Annotated in this window: 21 protein-coding genes and 1 pseudogene; 8 read left to right on the top strand and 14 right to left on the bottom strand. The window is 63.2% G+C overall.

The window, feature by feature from the left end:
• From AB1A62_RS21335 to AB1A62_RS21310, 6 genes and pseudogenes are all read right to left on the bottom strand, one after another.
• A pseudogene (locus AB1A62_RS21335) lies at positions 1–254 on the bottom strand (glutamine synthetase); the annotation flags it as partial.
• A 116-nt stretch (positions 255–370) separates the two neighbouring features.
• Positions 371–1,405, bottom strand: a complete 1,035-nt coding sequence (locus AB1A62_RS21330; protein ID WP_366663478.1) for a TRAP transporter substrate-binding protein — start codon at positions 1,403–1,405, stop codon at positions 371–373.
• Positions 1,406–1,432: 27 nt separating this feature from the next.
• A complete protein-coding gene (locus AB1A62_RS21325; RefSeq protein ID WP_366663477.1) occupies positions 1,433–2,167 on the bottom strand; it encodes a DUF4336 domain-containing protein in 735 nt (244 codons plus the stop codon).
• Positions 2,157–3,659 carry a TRAP transporter large permease subunit gene (locus AB1A62_RS21320; protein WP_366663476.1) on the bottom strand — a complete coding sequence of 501 codons (1,503 nt, stop codon included), beginning with the start codon at positions 3,657–3,659 and terminating at the stop codon, positions 2,157–2,159. Before AB1A62_RS21320 ends, AB1A62_RS21325 begins: the two co-directional genes overlap by 11 nt.
• Complete coding sequence (locus tag AB1A62_RS21315; protein ID WP_366663475.1) at positions 3,659–4,255, bottom strand: TRAP transporter small permease subunit; 597 nt, start codon at positions 4,253–4,255, stop codon at positions 3,659–3,661. The genes AB1A62_RS21320 and AB1A62_RS21315 overlap by 1 nt, the downstream gene beginning before the upstream one ends.
• Positions 4,248–5,033, bottom strand: coding sequence for an N-formylglutamate amidohydrolase (locus tag AB1A62_RS21310; protein ID WP_366663474.1), 786 nt, complete (start codon positions 5,031–5,033; stop codon positions 4,248–4,250). The genes AB1A62_RS21315 and AB1A62_RS21310 overlap by 8 nt, the downstream gene beginning before the upstream one ends.
• 153 nt (positions 5,034–5,186) lie before the next feature.
• Here AB1A62_RS21310 and AB1A62_RS21305 point away from each other — a divergent pair, with 153 nt between their 5' ends.
• From AB1A62_RS21305 to AB1A62_RS21295, 3 genes are all read left to right on the top strand, one after another.
• Positions 5,187–6,059 carry a MurR/RpiR family transcriptional regulator gene (locus AB1A62_RS21305; RefSeq protein ID WP_065266030.1) on the top strand — a complete coding sequence of 291 codons (873 nt, stop codon included), beginning with the start codon at positions 5,187–5,189 and terminating at the stop codon, positions 6,057–6,059.
• Positions 6,060–6,135: 76 nt separating this feature from the next.
• Positions 6,136–6,480 carry a hypothetical protein gene (locus AB1A62_RS21300; protein WP_366663473.1) on the top strand — a complete coding sequence of 115 codons (345 nt, stop codon included), beginning with the start codon at positions 6,136–6,138 and terminating at the stop codon, positions 6,478–6,480.
• A gap of 45 nt (positions 6,481–6,525) precedes the next feature.
• Complete coding sequence (locus AB1A62_RS21295; protein WP_366663472.1) at positions 6,526–6,876, top strand: RidA family protein; 351 nt, start codon at positions 6,526–6,528, stop codon at positions 6,874–6,876.
• Positions 6,877–6,933: 57 nt separating this feature from the next.
• Here AB1A62_RS21295 and AB1A62_RS21290 read toward each other — a convergent pair whose 3' ends face one another.
• From AB1A62_RS21290 to AB1A62_RS21255, 8 genes are all read right to left on the bottom strand, one after another.
• Positions 6,934–8,208, bottom strand: coding sequence for an aminotransferase class III-fold pyridoxal phosphate-dependent enzyme (locus tag AB1A62_RS21290; RefSeq protein WP_366663471.1), 1,275 nt, complete (start codon positions 8,206–8,208; stop codon positions 6,934–6,936).
• A 64-nt stretch (positions 8,209–8,272) separates the two neighbouring features.
• Positions 8,273–9,376, bottom strand: coding sequence for an enolase C-terminal domain-like protein (locus AB1A62_RS21285; protein WP_366663470.1), 1,104 nt, complete (start codon positions 9,374–9,376; stop codon positions 8,273–8,275).
• Positions 9,373–9,966, bottom strand: a complete 594-nt coding sequence (locus AB1A62_RS21280; RefSeq protein ID WP_366663469.1) for a dimethylsulfonioproprionate lyase family protein — start codon at positions 9,964–9,966, stop codon at positions 9,373–9,375. The genes AB1A62_RS21285 and AB1A62_RS21280 overlap by 4 nt, the downstream gene beginning before the upstream one ends.
• Positions 9,967–9,970: 4 nt before the next feature.
• Positions 9,971–11,080: a mandelate racemase/muconate lactonizing enzyme family protein gene (locus tag AB1A62_RS21275; protein ID WP_366663468.1), complete on the bottom strand. Its 1,110-nt coding sequence runs from the start codon at positions 11,078–11,080 to the stop codon at positions 9,971–9,973.
• Entirely contained in the window at positions 11,077–12,189 is a 1,113-nt protein-coding gene (locus tag AB1A62_RS21270) for an enolase C-terminal domain-like protein (protein ID WP_366663467.1), read from the bottom strand. Before AB1A62_RS21270 ends, AB1A62_RS21275 begins: the two co-directional genes overlap by 4 nt.
• Before the next feature lie 18 nt (positions 12,190–12,207).
• On the bottom strand, positions 12,208–12,816 hold the full coding sequence (locus AB1A62_RS21265; protein ID WP_366663466.1) for a dimethylsulfonioproprionate lyase family protein: 609 nt from the start codon (positions 12,814–12,816) through the stop codon (positions 12,208–12,210).
• Positions 12,813–13,895, bottom strand: a complete 1,083-nt coding sequence (locus tag AB1A62_RS21260; RefSeq protein WP_366663465.1) for an alcohol dehydrogenase family protein — start codon at positions 13,893–13,895, stop codon at positions 12,813–12,815. The genes AB1A62_RS21265 and AB1A62_RS21260 overlap by 4 nt, the downstream gene beginning before the upstream one ends.
• 102 nt (positions 13,896–13,997) lie before the next feature.
• A complete protein-coding gene (locus tag AB1A62_RS21255; protein WP_366663464.1) occupies positions 13,998–16,457 on the bottom strand; it encodes an FAD-dependent oxidoreductase in 2,460 nt (819 codons plus the stop codon).
• A gap of 71 nt (positions 16,458–16,528) precedes the next feature.
• Between AB1A62_RS21255 and AB1A62_RS21250 the strand changes: the two genes are divergently transcribed.
• From AB1A62_RS21250 to AB1A62_RS21230, 5 genes are read left to right on the top strand one after another with little or no spacing between them, the layout of a single operon-like run.
• A complete protein-coding gene (locus tag AB1A62_RS21250) occupies positions 16,529–17,416 on the top strand; it encodes a MurR/RpiR family transcriptional regulator (RefSeq protein ID WP_366663463.1) in 888 nt (295 codons plus the stop codon).
• A complete protein-coding gene (locus AB1A62_RS21245) occupies positions 17,413–18,525 on the top strand; it encodes an aromatic ring-hydroxylating dioxygenase subunit alpha (protein WP_366663462.1) in 1,113 nt (370 codons plus the stop codon). The genes AB1A62_RS21250 and AB1A62_RS21245 overlap by 4 nt, the downstream gene beginning before the upstream one ends.
• Before the next feature lie 6 nt (positions 18,526–18,531).
• Complete coding sequence (locus tag AB1A62_RS21240) at positions 18,532–19,986, top strand: aldehyde dehydrogenase family protein (protein WP_366663461.1); 1,455 nt, start codon at positions 18,532–18,534, stop codon at positions 19,984–19,986.
• Between the two features lie 4 nt (positions 19,987–19,990).
• Positions 19,991–20,695, top strand: a complete 705-nt coding sequence (locus tag AB1A62_RS21235; RefSeq protein WP_366663460.1) for a glutathione S-transferase family protein — start codon at positions 19,991–19,993, stop codon at positions 20,693–20,695.
• The gene (locus AB1A62_RS21230; protein WP_366663459.1) at positions 20,692–21,075 is read left to right on the top strand and encodes a carboxymuconolactone decarboxylase family protein; all 384 of its coding nucleotides are present in this window, start codon (positions 20,692–20,694) and stop codon (positions 21,073–21,075) included. Before AB1A62_RS21235 ends, AB1A62_RS21230 begins: the two co-directional genes overlap by 4 nt.
• Positions 21,076–21,289 lie beyond the last annotated feature (214 nt).

The raw sequence follows: 21,289 nt of genomic DNA, 5'->3' as shown, positions 1-21,289 counted from the left end.
AGGTCAGGCTTCATCACATAGTCGCCGTAGCCGCGCTCCCAGCTGGTCGAGGCGTAACCGTCCGGCGTCGCCATCGCCAGGTCGGTGGCCAAGAGGTAGTTGCAGCAATGGGTTTCCTCCCAGGCGCCATTCACGAAATGCTTGGCGTGGAAGCGCTTGCCCATCAGGCGGCCCTGCATGTCCACAAGGCAGACCAGAACAGTGTCAACCGCGCCCGAAGCAACCTGGTCCTTAAAAGTGTCGAAGGAGAGCATGAGCGGCCCTTTGTCTGTTGCGCGCAAAACTTTTCCTCAAAAGTTTTGGCAAATTCCTTGGGGAAGGAATTTGGCCCGCTGCGGCGCAGGCCAAATTCCATGTTTTAACCGGGGGCTCAGCCGTAGCGGTAGGGGCGGCCGGCCTTCTGCATGTCAGCGTTATACTTCTTGAAGATCTCCACAACCTTCGCCTTGGTCTCGGACTCAGCGGCGATCTCATCCCAGAACTTAACCGCCGCGTCTTCGACCTGCTGCCATTCGTTGTCCGGAATGGTGGTCAGCTTCATCTTGTCGCCGTTCACGCGCAAGGACGCTTCGCCGCCCCAGTACCACCACTGGCGGTAATAATGCGACTGGTCGCAGCAGACGCGGAACAGGGTCTGCAGGTCCTCGGGCAGTTCTTCCCAGCGGCCCTGGTTGGCAAAGAAGGAGCCCGCCCAGGCGCCGGAGATGTTGTTGGTCAGGAAGTAGTCGGTCACATCGGCCCAGCCGACGGTGTAGTCTTCGGTGATGCCGGACCAAGCAATACCGTCCAGCTCGCCGGTCTGCACTGCGACCTCGATGTCTTCCCAGGGCAGGGTGACCGGCACCACGCCGAACTGGCTCAGGAAACGGCCCGCGGTCGGGAAGGTGAAGACGCGCTTGCCCTTCAGGTCTGCCAGCGAATTGATAGGGTCTTTGGTGGCAAAGTGGCAGGGGTCCCAGGCGCCCGCAGAGATGTGCTTGACACCGACTTTGGAGTATTCCGCGTCCCAGATTTCATTCAGGCCGTACTGGTTGAACAGCACCGGCACATCCAGCGAGTAGCGCGAGGCAAACGGGAAGTAACCGCCGAACACGGTGACTTCGGTCGGCGAGGCCATCGAGTCATCGTCCGACTGCACCGCGTCGATGGTGCCGCGCTGCATGGCGCGGAACAGCTCGCCGGTGGGCACCAGCTGGTCGGCATAGTAGAGCTCGATCTGCATCCGGTCGCCGGCGATCTTGTTGAACATGTCGATGGCGGGTTTTACCACATGTTCGGCCAGTGCCGCGCCGGCATAGGTCTGCATGCGCCACTTGATGGTGGATTGGGCCAGCGCCGGGGTGGCCAGCGGTGCGGCCATGGCGCCGGCGCCGGCGGTCTGCAAAAACTTGCGTCTTGTTGTCATTACTTTCTCTCCTCTGTTGAACTTCAATCAATGCCCGTGCCCGCAGGGCGCCAGGTTTCTGAAACCTTCGCGGAGCCGTTGCGGTGCATTCTCGCGAAGGATGTCGCCATGCGCGAGCACGACGGTTTCCGGTTTCCACTCCAGCATCCGTGTCAGCGCCTTGCGCAGCTTGTCCCGGTTGCCGGAAAAGGAGAACCAAATGTCGATCGGCATTTTGCCGTTGGGCGCCAGGATGCCCGCTGCCCAGGCCAGCGGCCTGATCCAAAGCGGCAGCGTCTTGCTGGACATGTTTTCGATCAGGTCGGTCAGCACCAGCACCTTGGAGCGCTTGTGGAAGAAGACCACCTCTGTGTGCACCTTGCTGCCGTGCACGATAAGCTGCTCCAGATCACCGGCCCATTCCGGATCTGCGCTGTCTTGAAGGTCGCGGTCAAAGCGGACTTTCACGCCTTGTTTTCTGGCCCGCTCGCGCACGTTGGGCGATGCCCATGCCAAGGCCTGCGGATAGGTCTCTGCCCAGTCCGAGATATAGGCGTAGTGAATCCAGTTGGGGGACACCAGGTGGCGGATGCGACCCAGCGTCTCCAGCTCTGTTGCCAGTTCCCTGTTGTACTGAATCGGAGAGTGCAGGAACAGATCGCCGTTCTGCAGCCGGATCACGGTCATGCGGGTTTCGAAAGGGATCTTGTAGAACTGGATACTTGGCCCGTCCACGATCCAGATATCCAGCCCCAGGGGCTGCAGCATTGCCTTATTTTCCATAGACATACTCCGGCAGCCACAGGGCGATTTGCGGGAACATCATGATCAGGGCCAGCGCCAGCACCATCACTGCGGCAAAGGGAATGATCGAGACATAGATGTCTTTCAGCCCGATCTCCGGCGGCGCCATCGCGCGCATCAGGAACAGGTTGTAGCCGAACGGCGGCGTCATATAGGCGATCTGGGTGGTGATGGTGTAGAGCACGCCGTACCAGATCAGGTCAAAGCCAAGCGCCCCCACCAGCGGCACATAGAGCGGCGCCACGATCACCAGCATCGCGGTGTCATCCAGGAAGGTACCCATCACGATGAAGCTCAGCTGCATCAGGATGAGGATCATCCACGGGCTGAGGCCCAGCTTGGTGGTGAAGAGGTCCTCGATGGCCTTGACCGCGCCCAGCCCGTCGAAGATCGCGCCAAAAGCCAGGGCTGCCAGGATGATCCACATGAACATGCAGGAAATGCCGAGCGTCGAGCGCACCGAGGTTTCAAACACCTCTTTGGTCATCCGCCCCTTCAGCACCGCGGCGATAAAGGCGGTCATAGCACCGATGGCCGAGCTTTCCACCAGCGAGGTCCAGCCGTTCACGAAGGGCACCATCATCGCCGCAAAGATCGCCAGCGGCAGCACGCCAGAGAACAGCAGGCGGTATTTTTCCTTCATGAACACGTCCTTGTAGAACATCGCGTTCTTGCGGGTCAGGAAGGAGAGGAGGCCCAAGGCCAGCGCCACGCCAAGCGCGGATTTAGTTTCCATTGCACCGGTCAGGATCAGCAGGGGCACCAGCACCAGTGCACCCAGCACGATGTAGTTCAGGCGCAGCGGGTGGTCGGTGATCTGCTCGTATTCCGCCAGATCCTCGTCGTGCATGGCAGGGCCAAGATGCGGCTGCATCCGGGCGCGGACGTAGATGTAGATGATGAACATGGTGGCCATCAGCAGGCCCGGGATCACACCGGCCAGCCAAAGCTGCCCCACTGGCTGGCGTGCGATCATTGCATAAAGCACCAGCACCACCGACGGCGGCACCAGGATGCCCAGCGAGGAGCCTGCCTGAATGGTTCCGGTCACCAGGATCTTGTCATAGCCGCGGCGCAAAAGTTCCGGCAGCGCGATGGTGGCGCCAATCGCCATGCCGGCCACCGACAGGCCGTTCATCGCCGAAATCAGAACCATCAGACCGATGGTGCCGATCGCCAGACCGCCCTTCACCGGCCCCATCCACACGTGGAACATCCGGTAAAGGTCGTCGGCAATCTTCGATTCCGACAGCACGTAGCCCATGAAGATGAACATCGGCAGCGTCAGCAGCGGATACCATTTCATCAGCTTCATCGCAGCGGAGAACGGGATCTCCACCCCGCCGGTGCCCCACAACAGCATGCCCGCTACCGCGCCGACAAAGCCGATGGCGCCGAACACCCGTTGGCCGGTCATCAGCATGAGCATCATGCCGGCAAACATCACAATGGCGATCCATTCGTAGGACATCAGATTTCAACTCCGCGCAGGCGTCCGATATCCCGGAACAGTTCGGCAAGGCATTGCAGCAGCATCAGGAAGACGCCGAAGCAGAGAATGGTTTTGACGGGCCACAGGAACGGCCGCCAAGCGGTGGAGCTGCGCTCCAGATAGCCGAGCTTTTCACCGGCGGCCGAGGGGCCTTCGGTCACAAGCGTCTTCAGCAGGTCCCAGAAGAACTGCACCGGCTCCAGTCCGAAATAGCCCAGGGAATAGGCGGTGGAGCTCAGCGCGCCGTACATCAGGATCACCAGGTAGGTGATCAGGAACAGCACCGTGAACGCATCGACCATCGCCTTGGTTTTTGTCGACCAGGCGCCATAGAAAAGGTCCATCCGCACGTTCGACCCCATCTGGATCGAATAGGGACCGCCGAGCACGTAATAAGCGACCATCACGAATTGCGCGGTCTCCAGCGTCCAGAGCGACGGGTTGAAGAAGGTCTTGGAAACCGACGACCACAGCAGCACACCGATGAGGGCAAAGATCAGATACATGGCAAAGCGGCCAATGAAGCGGTTCATCGCGTCGATGCCGCGGACATAGGCCCGGATTATTCTAGGCATCAGGCCCTCCCTCCGCCGCCAGCGCGGCCAAGGCCGGGCGCAGCAATGTCAGCATTTCTTCTGCCATGGCCTCTTCTTGTTCCGGCGTTGCCACCAGGTCATTGCGGATTTCGATCATCACATTGGCCAGCCCGTGCGCCAGCCCGTGAAGCTTCAGCGAATGGGTAACCCCGTCCGCCGGCCCATAGGGCTCGTTGCGCTCCACCCGGCGGTGCGGCAGGGCAGGGGCGGCTGCCAGCATCGCGTCCGCCAGGCGGCTGTCATCGTCGTGCAGGATGCCGATTTCGACCGCGCGGTGCTGGCCGAAATAAACGGGCGTGAAGCTGTGCATGGTGACCAGGATGGTTTCCTGCCCGGCATCCTTGCGTGCCTGAATTACTTCGGAAACGGTCCTGCAGAATGGCACATACACCGTGTCCACCCGTTCCTGCCTGTCTTCCGCGCTCAGCCTGAAATTGCCCGGCACCTCCACCAGCTCGGATTTCTCCGGCATGGCGCTTGCGGCCTCGGGCGGGCGGTTGCAGTCGTAGACCAGCCGCGACACCCTGCTGGCGACCACCGGGGCGTTCAGCGCGTTGGACATGTGTAGGGCCACCGCGCGGGCACCCGGATCCCAAACAGCATGGCTCAGCCGGTCGGCCTCGCGCAGACCCAGCCCGTCGTATCTGGCCGGGATGTTGCTGGAGGCATGCTCGCACAACAGCAGGACCGGGCTGGTGCCGTTACGGTTCACCACCTCCACTGCGTCACCCTGAGTGTGAGAATCACTCCCGTGCATCTGCGGTCTCCCTGCGAATTGGAAAAATGTTTCCATGAAGAGATATTTGTGTCAATATCTTTTCATGATCGGTTCTGGACAGAGATTCCTGAAACTTTCTTTTCAGGCCGGATCCGGAGTAGAAAGTGTCTGTTCAAAAACAGGAATGTGCCGTTGTCAAAGCCGCCCGCCACCGTTCGTGAGTTGATCCGCGAGAATTATTCGTCGCTGACCCAGTCCGAGCGCAAGTTCGCGAATTTGCTGCTGGAAAACTATCCTGCAGCTGGCCTGGCCTCGATCACCATCGTGGCAGGGAATGCCGAAGTTTCCACGCCTACGGTCGCACGGATGGTGCAGAAGCTGGGCTTCAAGGGTTATCCGCAGTTCCATCAGGCGCTGCTGAAAGAGCTGGAGGCCAAGGTCTCCGGCCCCACCAAACGGCGCGACAACTGGGCGTCCGAGGCGCCGGAAGGCCACCTGCTGAACAGATTTGCACAGGCTGTTACCGACAACCTGCAGCAGACGTTTTCCAATATCGACTCCGCTCAGTTTGATGCGGCCGTGCATCAGCTCGCCAATACCGAGGGGCGGCTTTATGTGGTGGGCGGCCGCATCACCCGGGCGCTGGCTGACTATGCCTTTACGCACTTCCAAGCGATCCGGCAGCGGGTTACCCATATGACGTCCTCCTCCGCCACCTGGCCGCACTATGTGTTGGATATGGTGGAGGGCGATACGCTGCTGATGTTCGATGTCCGCCGGTACGAGACCAACCTGCAGCGGCTGGCGGAACTTGCCTCTGAACGCGGGGTGAAGATCGTGCTGATTACCGACCAATGGGCCAGCCCGATCGCCTCGGTCGCCGAACACACTTTCAACTGCTGGGTTGAGATCCCCTCGGCCTGGGACTCCAATATCTCCACCATGATGCTCTTGGAGGCCATGATCGCCGCCACTCAGGAGGAGAGCTGGGACAAAACCAAGGACCGTTATGACCGCCTGGATGAGCTGTTCGACATGACGCGGCTGTTCCGCAAGTTCTCCTGACACGCCGCATGGACATTGCCTTCCGGTTGCGACTTACTGGGGGGGAAGCCGGTTTCATTCAGGCAGGAGTATTCACATGAGATTTTCCGGAATTCTGACAGCTGCCGCAGTAGCAGCCTTGGCCGCGGCACCCGTTGCTGCTAACCCGCTCAGCCGCATTCTGGCCAAGTCCGGGCTGACGCCGCAGGACACCAATATCATGCGTGAGGCGGAACAGTCCCTGCTGGCAGAGGCGCAAGGCGGCAAGCGGGCCAAGTGGACTAATCCGGACAGCGGAGCGCACGGTGAAGTGCAGGTGGCCGGCAAGGAGGGCGATTGCGTTCTCCTGCAGCATCAGGCCTTTATCAAGGACGACCAGACCCCCAAACAGGTCCGTCGCAAGTTCTGCCCTTCTGAGGGCAAGTGGCTGCTGTCCCAGTAAGGGCGGCGGCAGAAGTGCAGCAACAGTTTTTCCAAGGAAGAAGAAATGTCTGAAATTACCCGCAGCCACACTGGCCAGCGCATGAGCCAGATCGTGACCCATGGCGAAACCATCTATCTGGCGGGCCAGGTCGGCACCGCGGGCGCCAGTGTGGCGCAGCAGACCCAGGATTGCCTGGACAAGATCGATGTGTTGCTGGCGGAGGCGGGCAGCGACAAGACCCGCATCCTGCAGACCGTGATCTGGCTGGCAGACATGAAGGATTTTGCCGAAATGAATGCGGTCTGGGATGCGTGGGTGCCTGAAGGCCACGCACCAGCACGGGCCTGCGGTGAAGCCAAGCTGGCGCGAGAGGATTTCCTTGTGGAACTGATCGTGACGGCGGCCAAGGCGTAGAAGCCTTTTGACCATGCGAACAAAGGCGGGCTTCTGGCCCGCCTTTTCGTTTGGGTATTAGTCCAGAGCCGCGGCGGCCTTCCTGATGGCGGTTTCGGTCTGTTCCAGATCTTCTTCTGTCAGTGCCAGGCTGGGGTAGGTCTTGCCCGGGGATTTGAAAATGCCTTCTTGGCGCAGCACCGCATTGTAGCGCTTGGTACGTTCCGCATCGCCCGCCTGGGTGTCGCGGTAGTCCCGCACCTTGGCACCGGTAAACACCACCTCGAACAGCGAAGGTTCACCGACGATCTGGAACGGCACCCCGGCCTCTTCCAGCGCAGCACTGGTCACCTGCATCAGCCGCTTTCCGGTGCTGTTCAGCTGGTCATAAGCCCCGTCGCGGCGCAGCACCTCCATGGTCTTAAGGCCCGCAACAGCGGCCACCGGGTTGCCCGACAGTGTCCCCAGTTGCATCAGCCAGCCCTCGGCGCCGACCTGTGCCTTGTCGAAATGCCGCATGATATCGGCGCGGCCCACGATAGCCGCCAGGGGGAAGCCGCCGCCGATCACCTTGCCAAGGGTCGCCAGGTCCGGGGTCACGCCGTACAGCTCCTGCGCGCCGCCATAGGAGAAACGGAATCCCGTCACCACCTCGTCAAAGATCAGCAGGCTGCCGTGATTCTGGGTTTCTTCGCGCAGCAGTTCCAGGAAGCCCGGCAGCGGCGGCACGATGCGCTGCAGCGGCTCGGCGATGATCGCGGCAATCTCGTGCCCGTGCTCTGCCATCAGCTGCCTGATGTATTCAAAGTCGTTGAACGGTGCGACCAGAACCTCGACCGCCACAGACTGCGGAATGCCCGCACTGTCCGGGATCGCCTGCGGAAAATTCACCCGTTTGGTTGGAGCCAGGCTCATCTGCGCCTCGGCGGACATGCCGTGATAGCCGCCCTCGAACTTCACGATCTTGGTGCGACCGGTAAAGGCACGGGCCAGCCGGATCGCATACATGTCCGCTTCGCCGCCGGTGGAGACGTAGCGCAGCTGATCGCCGCACGGCACCGCGCGGCAGATCTCCTCAGCCAGCTCAATGCCGCGGGCGTTGTTGGCAAAGAAGGTCATGCCCTTGGGCAGCTGCTCCAGCACCGCCTCCATGACCTCCGGGTGGCCATGGCCCAGCATCATCGGGCCGGAGCCGATCAGGTAATCGATGTATTCCTTGCCGTCTTCGTCCCAAACGCGGGAGCCCTTGCCTTCGCGGATGACGATACCGGGGTCAAAGTTGCCAAAGCCGCCCGCGGGCAGCACCGCGCGGGCGCGGTCAATCCATTCAGCTTGGGTGAGGATCTTTTCCATGTCTCTTGTCCTGTTGAGGGCGGGTTGCCCATTGTAGGGAGTAATTTGACCAGAAAGTCAAAAATTAGCCGAAAACAGCTGCGGGAGCCCCCAGGGCCTCTCGGTCAGGCCGCACGCCAAGCCCCGGGCCTTCGGGCGGCGCGATGCGCCCATTGCGTCTTTCCGGTCCCTCCGGCGCCAGCCGCGGGCTGACGTAATGGGACAGATCGCAGACGTTCAGCACGCGCAGCGGATCGGTGGATGCACCCAGGTGCAGCAGCGCCGCGGTGGTGATGTCAGAGCCCCAGGTGTCCTCGATGCACATCTTGGCACCCAGATGCAGGCACAGGTCGCGCGCGCGGCGTGACGCTGACAGGCCGCCGAATTTCGACAGCTTGATGGCCACCGCGTCCATTACTCCCGCCGCATGTCCCGCCAGCAGCGATGCCGTGTCATGCGCGTTTTCATCCAGTTTCATCGGCAGCCCGCAGGCCACCCGCACCCGCGCGCAATCCTCGATGGTGGCGCAGGGCTGTTCCAGCATGATGTCGAGATCCGCCACAGCCCGGCCCACGCGCGAGGCATCCAGCGAGGTGGCGCCGCAGTTCCAGTCGCCATAGACCAGCGGACCGTCCCCGACCGCCTCCCGCACCAGCCGCAGCCGCGCCACATCGGCTTGCCAGTCCCGGTCCGCACCCAGTTTCACCTGAAACTGGGTGATGCCGGTTTCCTGCGCCTCGCGGGCGATCCGCGCCATTTCCTCCGGCGCGACGCAGGTGATCGAATGATAAAGCGGCATATCCGCCTGCCGCTGCCCGCCCAGCAGCGCATGGAGCGGCAGGTTCGCCGCCTGCGCGGTCAGGTCCCACAGCGCGATGTCGATGGCAGACTTGGCATAGGGGTGCCCTTGCAGCCAGTGGTCGAGCTTGGCCATCACCGCCTCCGGCCCCACCGGATCTGCGCCCAGCAGCACCGGTGCCATCTCCTCGACTGCGGGCATCACACCGCGGGCATAGGCGGGCAGGTAATGCGGGATCGGGCAAACCTCGCCCCAGCCGGTGAGCCCGGCATCGGTGTCCAGCGCCAGCACAACGCTTTCGACCGTGTCGCAGGTCTTGCCCTCGGCCATGTGATAGGCGGTGTGGCTGGTCAGTGGCACATGCCACAGGGAAATTCGGGTGATCTTCATGCGCGTGTCCCCAAGTCGGCTTTCTTCAACAGATCGTCCCCGCGCCAGAAGGCTGCCGCCAGCAGCGGGCCGGGCACCATATCAATGGCATGTTTCTGGTGCGGCGCGTGGTGGATGGTGTCGCCGGGCCCCGAGTCCCGCGCCGGGCGGCCTTCCGAATGAAACCGGGCCTGGCCTGCGAGGATCAGATAGGTCTCCTCCGGCGCGTGCGAGTGCTCGCCGTAGTGCTGCCCGGCGCCCCAATAGCCGATGGACAGCCGCATCTCTTCGTTTTGATACAGCCCCTCGGGCGAGATCAGGTTGACCCAGCCGTAATTGTCCAGCCACTCGCGGGTGAAGCCGTCGGCCTCGGTATAGGTCTGCTGCCAGCGCAGGCGCGGCAGGGTAGAGGCCAGTGCGGCCACCGCAGGCGCAGTCGCCTTGCTGACCTGCCTGCCGGCATCCGCTAGATCTTCAATTTTATCGCAGACCAGCAGCCGGCGCGGCTCCACCTGCCGCACCGGCAGGTTCTGCATCCGCGCGGCAAACCAGGCCAGCCCTTCAGTCCGGGCAGCAAGCTGTGTCAGTTCAGTGAGCAGCCGCGCGGGCATCGCACTAGCCTCCGTAAACCGCAACCGGATCCCCCAGCGCGCCGTCCTCGGGCGTCACGCCAAGGCCGGGCAGGGAGGGCGGCACCGCAACGCCGCGGTCATTCCGCGCGCCCTGGCCTGGGACCGGATCCAAACCCAGATGATAGTGGCACAGCCAGCTTGCCAGCCGGTTTGCCTCGGGCGTCGAGGCCGCCAGATGGATCGCCGCGGTATCCGCCAGCGCCGAGCCGCCCACATCTTCGATATGCATCTGCCAGCCGACCGAGACGCCAAAGTCACGGATCTGCCGTGCCTTGGTCAGCCCGCCAACGCGGTTGGGCTTCACCTTCACGCCCTCGCAGGAGCCGCGTTTCCAGGCCTGCAGATGGTCGCCGAAGGTATGCAGGCATTCGTCCAGCATGATCGGGTTGGACACGCGCGCCGCCACATGGGCGCATTGATCCAGCGTCTCGCAGGGCTGTTCCACCCAATCGCGCGCCTTGACCGAGTTCAGAACCTCGACCGCCACCGCCGGCTGCCAGGCGCGGTTCACGTCAAAGGTCACCTTGTGCCCCTTGGGAAGTCCTTCGGAGATCGCCTCGATCCGGTCGACATCCAGGCCGATGTCGGTGCCGCCCACCTTGGCAGAATGCACGGTATAGCCTTGTTCCGCTGCGCGGGCGATCAGCGCCAGCATTTCCTCCGGAGTTCCGGTTGAGATGGAGGAGTTCACCAGCACCGGCGCCGCCTCAGACCCGCCCAGCAGCTGCCACAGCGGCAGGCCGGTAGCCTTGCCCAGAATATCCCAGCAGGCCATGTCGATGGGCGATTTCACATAAGGGTGCCCCGGCAGTTGCACATCCATCACCCGGTTCACATGGTCCAGGCTGCGCGGGTCCAGCCCGATCAGGGCGGGGGCTAGCGTCTCGATCCCGGCCCGTATTCCCGGCCCATGCGCGGGCAGATAGGTATGCCCCCAGGGACAGCCTTCGCCCCAGCCGGTTACGCCCTCATCCGTGTCGATGCGCACAAATGTGCTGTCGAGCTTCTCGAACTTCAGCCGCCCGCCCGACAGGTAGTAGGGCTCGGTCAGCGGCATATCGAGCTGGTAGACGGTGATGCGGGTGATTTTCATGCGGTGCCTCCAAATTCTGCCACCGGCGCACCGAGGCTATCGAAATCAGGGGTGACGCCCAGCCCTGGTGTGTCCGGTGCGTAGAGCTTGCCGTTATCTGCCCAGGCGCCGCCGATGCCGGTGGAGCGGGTGTTGTAGTTCATCAGGTCAGTGGTGTTGTGCAGGTACTCCGCCGAAGTGGTGGTCGCGAAATGCGCCAGCGTCGCGCTGGCAATCTCGCCGCCCCAAGTGTCCTCGGCCACCACCGGCAGGCGGTTCTCGACCAGGTAGTCCCGCACTCGGCGCGCCTTGGAGATACCGCCGAGGTTGGAGATCTTGAGGCAGACCAGATCGGCGCCGTGATCGGCAACGATGCGCTGGGCCGCGTGCATGCCGGTCACGCATTCATCCAATTTCATTGGCAGGTCGGTGCGCATCCGCACCTGCTGGCATTCCTCGTAAGTCCTGCAGGGCTGTTCCAGGATGTAGTCGAGGTCCCTGGTGGCCCGCGCCACCCGCAGCGCGTTGTCGACCCGCCAGCCCTGATTGGCATCAGCCATTGCCCTCTCGCCCGGCTTCAGCAGCGGCACGGTGGCGCGGATGCGGTCGATATCCGCCGCCCAGTCGCCGCCCACCTTGACCTGGAACTGGCGGTAGCCTTGCGCCCGGTAACGGTCCATCTCGGCGATGGTTTCCTCGGTGCCCTTCTGCGGCGCCACTCGGTACATCGGCGCGCCATCGGTCAGCTTGCCGCCCCAGAGCCGCCATAGCGGCGCATCCAGCGACTGACCCAGAATGTCCCAGCAGGCGGCATCAAACGGGCCCTTGGCATAGCCATGCCCCTGCACGAGGTGGTCCATGATCCGTTCGATCCGGGCCGCATCGCGCGGGTCCTCGCCGATCAGCGCGGGCGCCACCAGGCGCGCCAGCGCCGGCACACCCTCGGAGTGCGCCACCATGTAGTTCTCGCCGCAGGGGGTGAACTCACCGCAGCCCTGCAGGCCTGCGTCCGTGTCGATCACCACAACAGAAGCTATGGCAGTTTCAATGGCATTGCCCGCGCCCCAGGCATAGGCGCCGCCGGCATACGGCAGGCCGGTCTGAAACACACGGATACGGGTGATCTTCATGTTCGGCGCTCCTGTTGCTCAGCCCGGGGACATTGCCGGATCATCCGCCAGCCCCTCGCCGCGCCAGAAGACGAAGCAGAGGATCGGATGCTCGTTGGTGATCATCGCGTGGGGCTGGTTGGGCCCGTGCATCTTGGTATCGCCCGGCACCAGGCGGCGCACTTCTTCGCCTTTGGCCATGAAATCGGCGCTGCCGGAGAGGATGGTATACAGCTCCTCCGGCCCGTGCTGGTGCCAGGGGTAGTCCAGTCCCGGCCCCCAGTAGCCGATGGTCATCCGGCTCTGCAGCGAGCGGAAATGCCCCGTCGGCCCCACCAGCTCAAACCAGCCGAAGCGCTGCAGGAAATCCTGGCCGACTTCCTCCTCGGTATAGGTGAGGCGCCATTCCGCATGCGGTGCCAGCGCCATGATCGCCTGCTGCAGGGCGCGGACCTCTACTTCCGCCGGGATGCCCTCGGCGGCAAAGCCAGGGTCCGATTGCACAAGTGCTGCGCCGGGCACCTGATGCCCCTCGCGGTCGGCCCAGGTGATGTCATCCGGCCAAGGCTGGAAGTCCGCCACCGCTGGCAGGGCGGCATGGAAGGCCTTGGCGGCCTCCAGCGCCTGATCGAACAGGTCTTTGCTCATGGGATCACCACAATGTTTCCGGTGTGCTTCTTGGCGATGAAGGCAGCCTGCGCTTCCTTCAGCTGCTCCAGCGGGTAAGTCGCCGCCAGCGCCGGCCTGATCTCGCCCTTCTCAATGTAGGAGACCACATCCGTGAAGTTATGATGCGGTGTCACGGTCGACCCGGTAAAGGTCAGGTCGCGCAGATAGAAGGTGCGCAGGTCCATCTCCACCATCGGTCCGGCAATCGCGCCGGAGCAGGTATAGCGGCCGCCGCGCTCCAGCACGTCGATCAGCTTGGGCCACTGCGCGCCGCCGACCACATCGGCCACCACGGTCACCTTCTCATCGCCAAGGGCGGCCCGCAGGTTCTCCGGCGCGCGCGGCAGGATCAGGTCGGGGCCAAGCTCCGCCACTTCGGCGTGTTTGGCCTCGGAGGCCATCGCGATCACCCGTGCGCCGCGCCGTTTCGCCAGTTGGATCAGCGCGCCGCCAACCCCGCCGGAGGCGCCGGGGATCAGCACCGTGTCACCAGCGCCTACGCCCGCACGGCTCAGCATCCCCTCAGCGGTGACATAGGAGCAGGAGAAGGTTGCAAGCTCCGCATCGCTGAAGCTGCTGTCTACAACTGCCACGCCTCGCACGTCTGCCTTGGTGTACTCGGCAAAACCGCCATCGCATTCGGAGCCGAAGTAGCCGGCCTTATTCTTGTTCTCCGGGTCGTCCCAGTCACGCACCCAGCCGCCGACCATGACGCGTTTCCCGATCAGGGCGGGGTCAGCGCCATCCCCCACGGCCACCACTTCGCCAACCGCATCCGCGCCCTGAATGCGCGGGAAGGTGAGGGGGCGGCCGCCCCAGGTCGGGTCTTCCTCGCCCACTTCGTCAAAGGCGCCGCCGGTGGTGGCGTCCTCGACAGTCTTGGAATACCAGCCGGAGCGGGTGTTCACATCGGTGTTGTTCAGCCCGCAGGCGCCGACCTTGATCAGCACTTCCATCGGCCCGGGCTGCGGCACCGGCCAGTCCTGGTGCCATTCGTATTTGTCCAGATCGCCGTGGCCGGTCAGAACCATCGCCTTCATGGTTTCGGGCAGGGTCATTGTTCGCGTATCCCTTTTGGCTATAGGGAGGGGGCGCTGCCCCCCGCCTTTGGCTCCCCCCGGATTATTTTCACAAAGAAGAAGGAGGGAGCCGAGTTCTGTTTATTCCGCCGGGGTGAGCGCGGCGTCGGTGCGGGGCAGCAGGCTTTCGGGGTCATAGGCGGGGGCGCCCAGGATCCGGCCTTGGCGCGGCTTGCCTGCGATCACCACTTCGATCTCGGTGCCCGGCACATTGGCGTGCGGCTTGACATAGGCAAAGGCCAGGATCTTGCCGACGGTATGGCCATAGGCGACCGAGGCGGTGGAGCCCACAACCTTGCCCTCCAGCATGACAGCCTCGCCGCCGTGACCGTCTTCGGCGCCGTCCGGCTCGATCTCCAGATAGGCGCAGACCCAAGGCTTGCCGGCGTCGTTCAGCGTCTTGTCCTTGCCCAGATACTCCTTGTCAGTGCGGGCAAAGCGCAGCACATCCGCTTCGGCCAGGGTCACCTCGTTGGTGAGTTCGCCTGCGCCCTTGAAGCCTTTTTCCATCCGCATCGCATTCATGGCGAAGGAGCCGTAGTCGGCAATGCCATGGGCCTCGCCAGCTGTCCAAAGCGCGTCATAAACCGCCAGGGCGCTGCCGCGTGGGATGTGCAGTTCCCAGCCGAGTTCCCCCGCATAGGACATGCGGAAGGCCCAGAGTTTGTGCCCTGCAACCTCGATCTGCTGCGCGGTCAGCCATTTGAACCCAGCGTTTGTCAGATCCGCATCGGTACAGGCGGCCAGGACCTCGCGGGCTTTCGGGCCATTGAGAGCAAGGGCGGCCCAATCGGTGGAGAGGGTTGTGATCTCCACCTCTTCGCCCGCGAGGTTCTGGTTCAGGTGGTCCAGCAGCCGCTGTTCAAAGAAGGCGGCGCAGACCAGGTAGTAGCTGTCCTCTGCCAGTTTCACCACGGTGGTTTCCAGCTCGATGCGGCCGCGGCGGTTCAGCATGTGGGTGAGGGCAATGCCCCCCACTTTCTGCGGCAGGCGGTTGGCGGTCAGCCGGTCCAGCAGCGCTGCGGCGCCAGGGCCGGAGACCTCGACCTTGGTGAAGGCGGAGATGTCCATGATGCCCACGCCCTCGCGCACGGTCTTCACCTCCGCTCCGACCATGTCATGCACCACATTGCGCTTGAAGGAGTAGTGGTCGTGCTGCTCTACACCGTTTTTGGCAAACCAGCGCGGGCGCTCGTGGCCGTAAACCTCCTCGTAGACCGCGCCCTTTTCCTTCAGCCGGTCATAGAGCGGCGACGGCTTGATTGGGCGGCCCGCCAGCCGGTTGAAATGCGGGAAGGGGATCTCGTGGCGCAGCTTGTAGTCCTCATGCGCCTTGGTTACCTGCCAGTCCTTGGTGGCGTAGGAGCCGAAGCGGCGCGGGTCATACTCGCGCATCGAGATGTCGGCAGCGCCATGCACCATCCAGCGCGCCAGCTCGCGGGTCAGGCCCGGGCCCCAGCCGATGCCGATCTGGGTGCCGCAGCAGCACCAGTAGTTCTTGACGCCCGGCGCCGGGCCGATCAGCGGGTTGCCATCCGGCGGATGCGAGATCGCGCCATGCACTTCGCGCTGGATCCCCAGCTCGGCAAAGATCGGCATCCGGTTCAGGCTTTCCTCCAGCCACGGCATCACCCGGTCATAGTCGGCATCGAACAGCCAGTTCTCGTATTCCCAGGGGCAGTGGTCGTGCCAGACCGAGTTGCTGCCTTCCTTCTCGTAGATCCCGATCAGGCCGCGCTTCTGCTCCATGCGGATGTAGCCGGAGACCTTCTTGTCATCGCGGATGACCGGCAGTTCCTTGTCCAGTGCCTCGAACTCCGGCACCGGTTCGGTCACGAAGTAGTGGTGGGTCATCGAGGTCATCGGCAGCTGCAGCCCGGACCACTCGCCCATCTGTCGGGCATAGGTGCCGCCGGCGTTGACCACATGCTCGCAGCGGATGGTGCCTTTTTCCGATTCCACGATCCACTCGCCGTTGTCGGCCTGGGTGATGTTGGTGGCACGGCAGTGGCGGATGATGCGGGCGCCCAGCTGGCGGGCGCCGGCGGCCAGCGCCATGGTCACGTTGGTCGGGTCGACGTGGCCGTCATCGGGCGTGTAGAGCGCGCCCAGAACCCCTTCGAGGTTATAGAAAGGGTGCAGCTCGGCGACCTTTTCCGGGCCGACCAGTTCGATGTTGAAACCCAAGGAGCGGCCCACCGACAGGGTGTGGCGCAGCCAGTCCATCTCATCCTCGGTATAGGCTAGGCGGAAGGAGCCGCAGCCGTGCCAGGTCACCGCCTGGCCGGTCTCTTCCTCCAGCTTCCCGGAGTAGAGATCGATGTTGTAGTCCACGCATTTGCCCAGCCCGAAGGAACTGGTGGAATGGGTGATCTGCCCCGCTGCGTGCCAGGTCGAGCCGGAGGTCAGCTCGGCCTTCTCCAGCAGCACCACCTCCGGGCCCCAGCCCTCATGCGCCAGGTGGTAAGCCAGGCCCACCCCCATAACGCCGCCGCCCACGATGACCACACGGGCCTGTGTCGGGAATTCTTTCTCAGCCATTTCGCCGTTCCTGATTGCAGAGTCGCTTTTCTGCTCGACAGGCTAATTCCATATTTGTACCATCGTCAATCATGAATGGCACAAATGTATCATCAACTGTTTTGGAGCGCCTCACCGAAGAGTGGGATGCACTGACCCCTGAGGCACAGAAGGCGGCCCGCTATGTGCTGGAAAACCCTGCGGATGTTGGGGTTTCCACCGTGCGGGAGATTGCCGAGGCGGCGAATGTGAAGCCCAATACCTTTGTCCGCATGGCGCGGCAGGTGGGCTTCGAAGGATATGAGGATTTCCGGGCTCCGTTCCGCGAAGCGATTCGCAAGGGCGGGGTGTCCTTCCCCGACCGGGCGCGCTGGCTGCAGGACATTTCCAAGTCCGGCGAGATGGGCGGGCTTTATGCCGATATGGTGGGGGCCGCGATCCGCAATATCGAGGAAACCTTCGCGGGTATCGATGCGGACGGGCTTGAGGCCGCGGCGCAGGCGATCTGGCAGTCCCGGCAGGTCTTTACCCTTGGGGTTGGCGTCAACAACGCCAATGCCCGCAACTTCACCTATCTTGCCTCCACCGGCATGAAGCAGTTTCACGCCATCCCGCGGCCCGGTTCCACGGCGGTCGATGACCTTGCCTGGGCGGACGGCCAGGATGTGCTGATCGCGATGACCTGCAAACCCTACCGGGCCGAGGTGATTGAGGCGATCAAGATCGCGCGCGAACAAGGGGTCACCATTGTCGGCATCTCCGACAGCCCCGCCAGCCCTGTGGTCCTGAATGCGGATCACGGTTTTGTCGTCGCGGCGGACACGCCGCAATTCTTCCCGTCATCCGTCTCGACCATCGCCCTGCTGGAAACGCTGCTCTCCTTCGTGATTGCGGTCTCCAGCGAGGAAATCGTCGAGCGGGTGGAGAAATTTCACAAACGCAGGCACCAGCTGGGCCTTTATGCGGAGGAACCTGAATGAACGCCCCACTGACCCATTCCCTGGAGGCACGGTACTATACCGATCCGGCCATCTATAAGGCGGAACTCAAGGGCCTTCTTGCGCGCACCTGGCAGTTTGCCGGCCACGCCAGCCAGATCCCGAATATCGGCGATTACTTCGCCTTTGAGATCGCGGGTCAAAACCTGTTTGCGATCCGCGGCCGCGATGAAGTGATCCGCACCTTCTATAATGTGTGCCAGCACCGCGCTCACGAGATGGTCACCGGCACCGGCAACACCCGTGTCGTGGTATGTCCGTACCACGCCTGGACCTATGAGCTGACCGGCCACCTGCGGGCGGGCCCGAACATCAAATCGGTGCCGGGGTTCGACCGCGAAAAGATCTGCCTGACCGAGGTCCGCACCGAGGATTTCAACGGCTTCATCTTTGTGAACCTCGACGACAACGCCGCCACGATGGACGAATGGTTCCCCGGCGTGCGCGAGGAAATCCGCGAGTTCGTGCCCCATATCGATAATCTGGCCCCGCTGGAATGGGTCGAAGTTCCGGAAAACTGCAACTGGAAGGTCTCGGTCGAGAACTACTCCGAATGCTATCACTGCCCGATGAACCACCCGACTTTTGCTGAGGGGGTGGTGAAGCCGGAAACCTATGACATCCAGCCGGACCCGGACGGCAGCTACGTGCTGCGCCACACCACCGAATGCCAGAGCCTGGAAGCGATGACCTATCCCATCGACCTGTCCGTTCCGCATGCGGGCGACTACCAAAGCTGGTTCCTGTGGCCGATGTTCTCCTTCCAATGCTACCCGGGCAATGTGCTGAACACCTATCACTGGCGCGCAACCGGCGTGGACAGCTGTACCGTCTGGCGCGGCTGGTACACCGAAGGCGGCGCCGAAAGCGATGTGATCCGCGGCCTTGCCGTCCAGGACCGCCAGACCACGGTGGAGGAAGACATCCGCCTGGTGGAATCCGTGCAGCGGGGCCTTCAGTCCCGCGGCTACCGTCCCGGGCCGCTGGTCGTAGATCCCTCTTGCGGAGTGAACTCTGAGCATTCAATCCTTCAGCTTCAGAAGTGGATGCGTGAAGCGGCAGACCGCGACCTACAGGAAGCAGGGAACTAACGGACTATGACACAGCTTGATGCCGAATGGCTGAACTATATCGACGGCGCCTGGGTGCCCGGCGGGGCAGGGTGGATCGATGTCACTGACCCGGCCAGTGGCGAACTGCTGGCCCGCCACGCGCTGGCCGATGCCGCCGACGTGGACCGCGCCGTGCAGGCCGCCCGCCGTGTGCACCTGTCCGGCGAGCTTTCAGCCCTGCGCCCGATCGCGCGGGGCCGCATGGTGCAGGCGATGGGCCGCTACCTGCTCGACCACATTGACGAAATCGCCCGCGTCCTGACCCTGGAACAGGGCAAGCCGCTCTGGGAATCCCGGATCGAGATCGAGGGCGCCGCGCTCTATTTCGAATACTACGGCAATCAGGCCAGCACGGTGGAGGGCCGCTCGATCCCGTTGGGCGGCGGCTATTTCGACTGGACCGAAAATGAGCCGATGGGCGTCTCCGCCCAGATCATCCCCTGGAACTACCCAGTGGAAATGACCGCGCGCTCGCTGTCGGCGGCGCTGGCCACCGGCAATGCCTGCTTGATCAAGACGCCCGAGCTTACCCCGCTCACTAACGCCTGGCTTGCCCGCGCGGCTGAGGCGGCAGGCTTCCCAGCCGGAGCGGTCAACGTGCTCTGCGGTTACGGGCATGAAGCCGGCGCGGCTCTGTCCGGCCATCCGCAGGTCAACCAGATCGTCTTCACCGGCTCGGTTCCCACCGGCATCCGCATCGCCACCGCGGCGGCGCAGAACGTGGTGCCTTGCGTACTCGAACTCGGCGGCAAATCCGCCGCCATCGTGCATGAAGACGCCGACCTTGACGCCTTTGAGAACGATATCCGCTGGGGCATCTACTTCAACGCAGGCCAGGTCTGCAGCGCCATGAGCCGCGTCATTGTGCACGAAAGTCGCCATGACGAGCTGGTCGAGCGCGCGGTAAACGTGGCGCAAAGCCTCAGCGCGGGTCCCGGCATCGACCGGCCCGAGTTCGGCGCCAATATGGGTGCCATGGTCTCCATGCCCCAGCGCGATCGTGCCCTGGGCATTGTCCAGCAGGCCCAGTCCAGCGGCGCCACCATCGCCGCCGGCGGCACCCCGGTCGGCAACGCGGGCGCCTTCCTGGCTCCGACCGTAGTCTCCGGCATCACCCCGTCGGACAGCATCGCCAGCGAGGAAATCTTCGGCCCCGTCCTGTCGGTCCTCAAGTTCCAGTCCGATGGCGAAGCAATCGAGATCGCCAACAGCACCGAATACGGGCTGGTCGGCGGCGTCTTCACCCGCGACCTGGACCGCGCCACCCGCTGCGCCCGCCAGATCCGCGCAGGCCAGGTTTTCGTGAACGAATGGTACGCAGGCGGCGTCGAAACGCCCTTTGGCGGCTACGGCAAATCCGGCTATGGCCGCGAAAAGGGCCGCGAGGCGCTGTGGAACTATGTTCAGACCAAAAACATCGCCATGAAACTGAAGGGCTGAGGCTATGGCGGCGCGCTACCAGCTCTATTACTGGCCGATCCCGTTCCGGGGCCACTTCATCCGCTACGTGCTGGTCTATGCCGGCCAGCAATGGGAAGAGCCCGGCTTCGACGCGGTGTCAGAGCTGAAAAACCGGTGTGTGGCGGACCAGCCGCACCCCTTCATGGCGCCGCCGCTGCTGGCCGACACGAGCACCGGCACCCATCTGAGCCAAATGCCCGCGATCCTGATGTCTCTGGGCCGCGAACACGGGCTTCTGACGGAGCCCGACCAGACCTTGCGCCTGATATGCGATGCCTCCGACATCCTGTTTGAGATCACCCGCTATCACGGCGCCCTGATGTGGGATGCAGAGAGCTGGGCGGAGTTCCACAGCACCCGCCTGCCGCGCTGGATGCAGATCCACGAACGTATCGTAGTTGAGGCGGGCGTCTCTGCCGGGAAAGGATACCTGTGGGACAGGGACCGCCCCGGCCTGGCGGACCTGGTGCTGGGCGCTCTGTGGCACACGATGATCGACCGTCTGCCGCCGCTGCGCGTGCTGCTGCATAAAAACGCGCCGGTCCTGGAAGGCCTGGCGGACCGCATCGCCGCCGAGCCCTCCATCGCCGCCCTCATTAATGACTGGGCCGCCCGCGAACCGAAATACTGCGCAGGCCAGATCGAGGCCTCGCTGCTGAATATACTGAATATGGAGACCAATACATGAGCACTTTTGACGAGGACCTGTTCCTCAAGGGGCTGGAGCAGCGCAAGTCGACCCTCGGCGCCGAATATGTCGAAAAGAACCTTGCGGCCGCGGATGACTTCACCCGCCCGTTCCAGGAGGCCATGACCGCCTGGTGCTGGGGCTTCGGCTGGGGCGATGATGTGATCGACGCCAAGACCCGCTCGATGATGAACCTCTCGATGATCGGCGCGCTGGGCAAGATGCACGAATGGGAGATCCACTGCCGCGGCGCCATCAACAACGGCGTCACCAAGGAGGAGATCCGCGCCATCATCCATGTGGTCGGCATCTACTGCGGTGTGCCCCAGGCACTGGAATGCTTCCGGGTCGCCCGTAAGGTTTTGGAGGAGCAGAGCTGAGTTTTTCTGTTCTGAAGTTTTGAAGGGCGGCCGATGTGCCGTCCTTTTTTAGGCCACCCTCTTTCTGGCTTTTCTCTCGACTGTCCTGGGGGGGGGCTTTGGACCGGCAGGAGGCTGGGCGGAGGGAATCCCGGCTTCGGAATCCGCGATTCCTGGCTTTGTGTCTGTGGGTAAGGTGGTTGAGTCTGTGGGTAAGTGCCCCGGGCATTGGTTT

The organism is Leisingera sp. JC11, from assembly GCF_040704725.1.
In the GTDB taxonomy this organism is placed as follows: domain Bacteria; phylum Pseudomonadota; class Alphaproteobacteria; order Rhodobacterales; family Rhodobacteraceae; genus Leisingera.
The sequence above is the reverse complement of the archived record's forward strand: the minus strand, read 5'-3'. Positions and strand labels throughout refer to the sequence as shown.

What these genes read in the sequence shown, in the direction of transcription:
- AB1A62_RS21330 (WP_366663478.1), bottom strand. Translation starts at nt 1,405, where the DNA reads ATGACAACAAGACGCAAGTTTTTGCAGACCGCCGGCGCCGGCGCCATG.
- AB1A62_RS21325 (WP_366663477.1), bottom strand. Translation starts at nt 2,167, where the DNA reads ATGGAAAATAAGGCAATGCTGCAGCCCCTGGGGCTGGATATCTGGATC.
- AB1A62_RS21320 (WP_366663476.1), bottom strand. Translation starts at nt 3,659, where the DNA reads ATGTCCTACGAATGGATCGCCATTGTGATGTTTGCCGGCATGATGCTC.
- AB1A62_RS21315 (WP_366663475.1), bottom strand. Translation starts at nt 4,255, where the DNA reads ATGCCTAGAATAATCCGGGCCTATGTCCGCGGCATCGACGCGATGAAC.
- AB1A62_RS21310 (WP_366663474.1), bottom strand. Translation starts at nt 5,033, where the DNA reads ATGCACGGGAGTGATTCTCACACTCAGGGTGACGCAGTGGAGGTGGTG.
- AB1A62_RS21300 (WP_366663473.1), top strand. Translation starts at nt 6,136, where the DNA reads ATGAGATTTTCCGGAATTCTGACAGCTGCCGCAGTAGCAGCCTTGGCC.
- AB1A62_RS21295 (WP_366663472.1), top strand. Translation starts at nt 6,526, where the DNA reads ATGTCTGAAATTACCCGCAGCCACACTGGCCAGCGCATGAGCCAGATC.
- AB1A62_RS21290 (WP_366663471.1), bottom strand. Translation starts at nt 8,208, where the DNA reads ATGGAAAAGATCCTCACCCAAGCTGAATGGATTGACCGCGCCCGCGCG.
- AB1A62_RS21285 (WP_366663470.1), bottom strand. Translation starts at nt 9,376, where the DNA reads ATGAAGATCACCCGAATTTCCCTGTGGCATGTGCCACTGACCAGCCAC.
- AB1A62_RS21280 (WP_366663469.1), bottom strand. Translation starts at nt 9,966, where the DNA reads ATGCCCGCGCGGCTGCTCACTGAACTGACACAGCTTGCTGCCCGGACT.
- AB1A62_RS21275 (WP_366663468.1), bottom strand. Translation starts at nt 11,080, where the DNA reads ATGAAAATCACCCGCATCACCGTCTACCAGCTCGATATGCCGCTGACC.
- AB1A62_RS21270 (WP_366663467.1), bottom strand. Translation starts at nt 12,189, where the DNA reads ATGAAGATCACCCGTATCCGTGTGTTTCAGACCGGCCTGCCGTATGCC.
- AB1A62_RS21265 (WP_366663466.1), bottom strand. Translation starts at nt 12,816, where the DNA reads ATGAGCAAAGACCTGTTCGATCAGGCGCTGGAGGCCGCCAAGGCCTTC.
- AB1A62_RS21260 (WP_366663465.1), bottom strand. Translation starts at nt 13,895, where the DNA reads ATGACCCTGCCCGAAACCATGAAGGCGATGGTTCTGACCGGCCACGGC.
- AB1A62_RS21255 (WP_366663464.1), bottom strand. Translation starts at nt 16,457, where the DNA reads ATGGCTGAGAAAGAATTCCCGACACAGGCCCGTGTGGTCATCGTGGGC.
- AB1A62_RS21250 (WP_366663463.1), top strand. Translation starts at nt 16,529, where the DNA reads ATGAATGGCACAAATGTATCATCAACTGTTTTGGAGCGCCTCACCGAA.
- AB1A62_RS21245 (WP_366663462.1), top strand. Translation starts at nt 17,413, where the DNA reads ATGAACGCCCCACTGACCCATTCCCTGGAGGCACGGTACTATACCGAT.
- AB1A62_RS21240 (WP_366663461.1), top strand. Translation starts at nt 18,532, where the DNA reads ATGACACAGCTTGATGCCGAATGGCTGAACTATATCGACGGCGCCTGG.
- AB1A62_RS21235 (WP_366663460.1), top strand. Translation starts at nt 19,991, where the DNA reads ATGGCGGCGCGCTACCAGCTCTATTACTGGCCGATCCCGTTCCGGGGC.
- AB1A62_RS21230 (WP_366663459.1), top strand. Translation starts at nt 20,692, where the DNA reads ATGAGCACTTTTGACGAGGACCTGTTCCTCAAGGGGCTGGAGCAGCGC.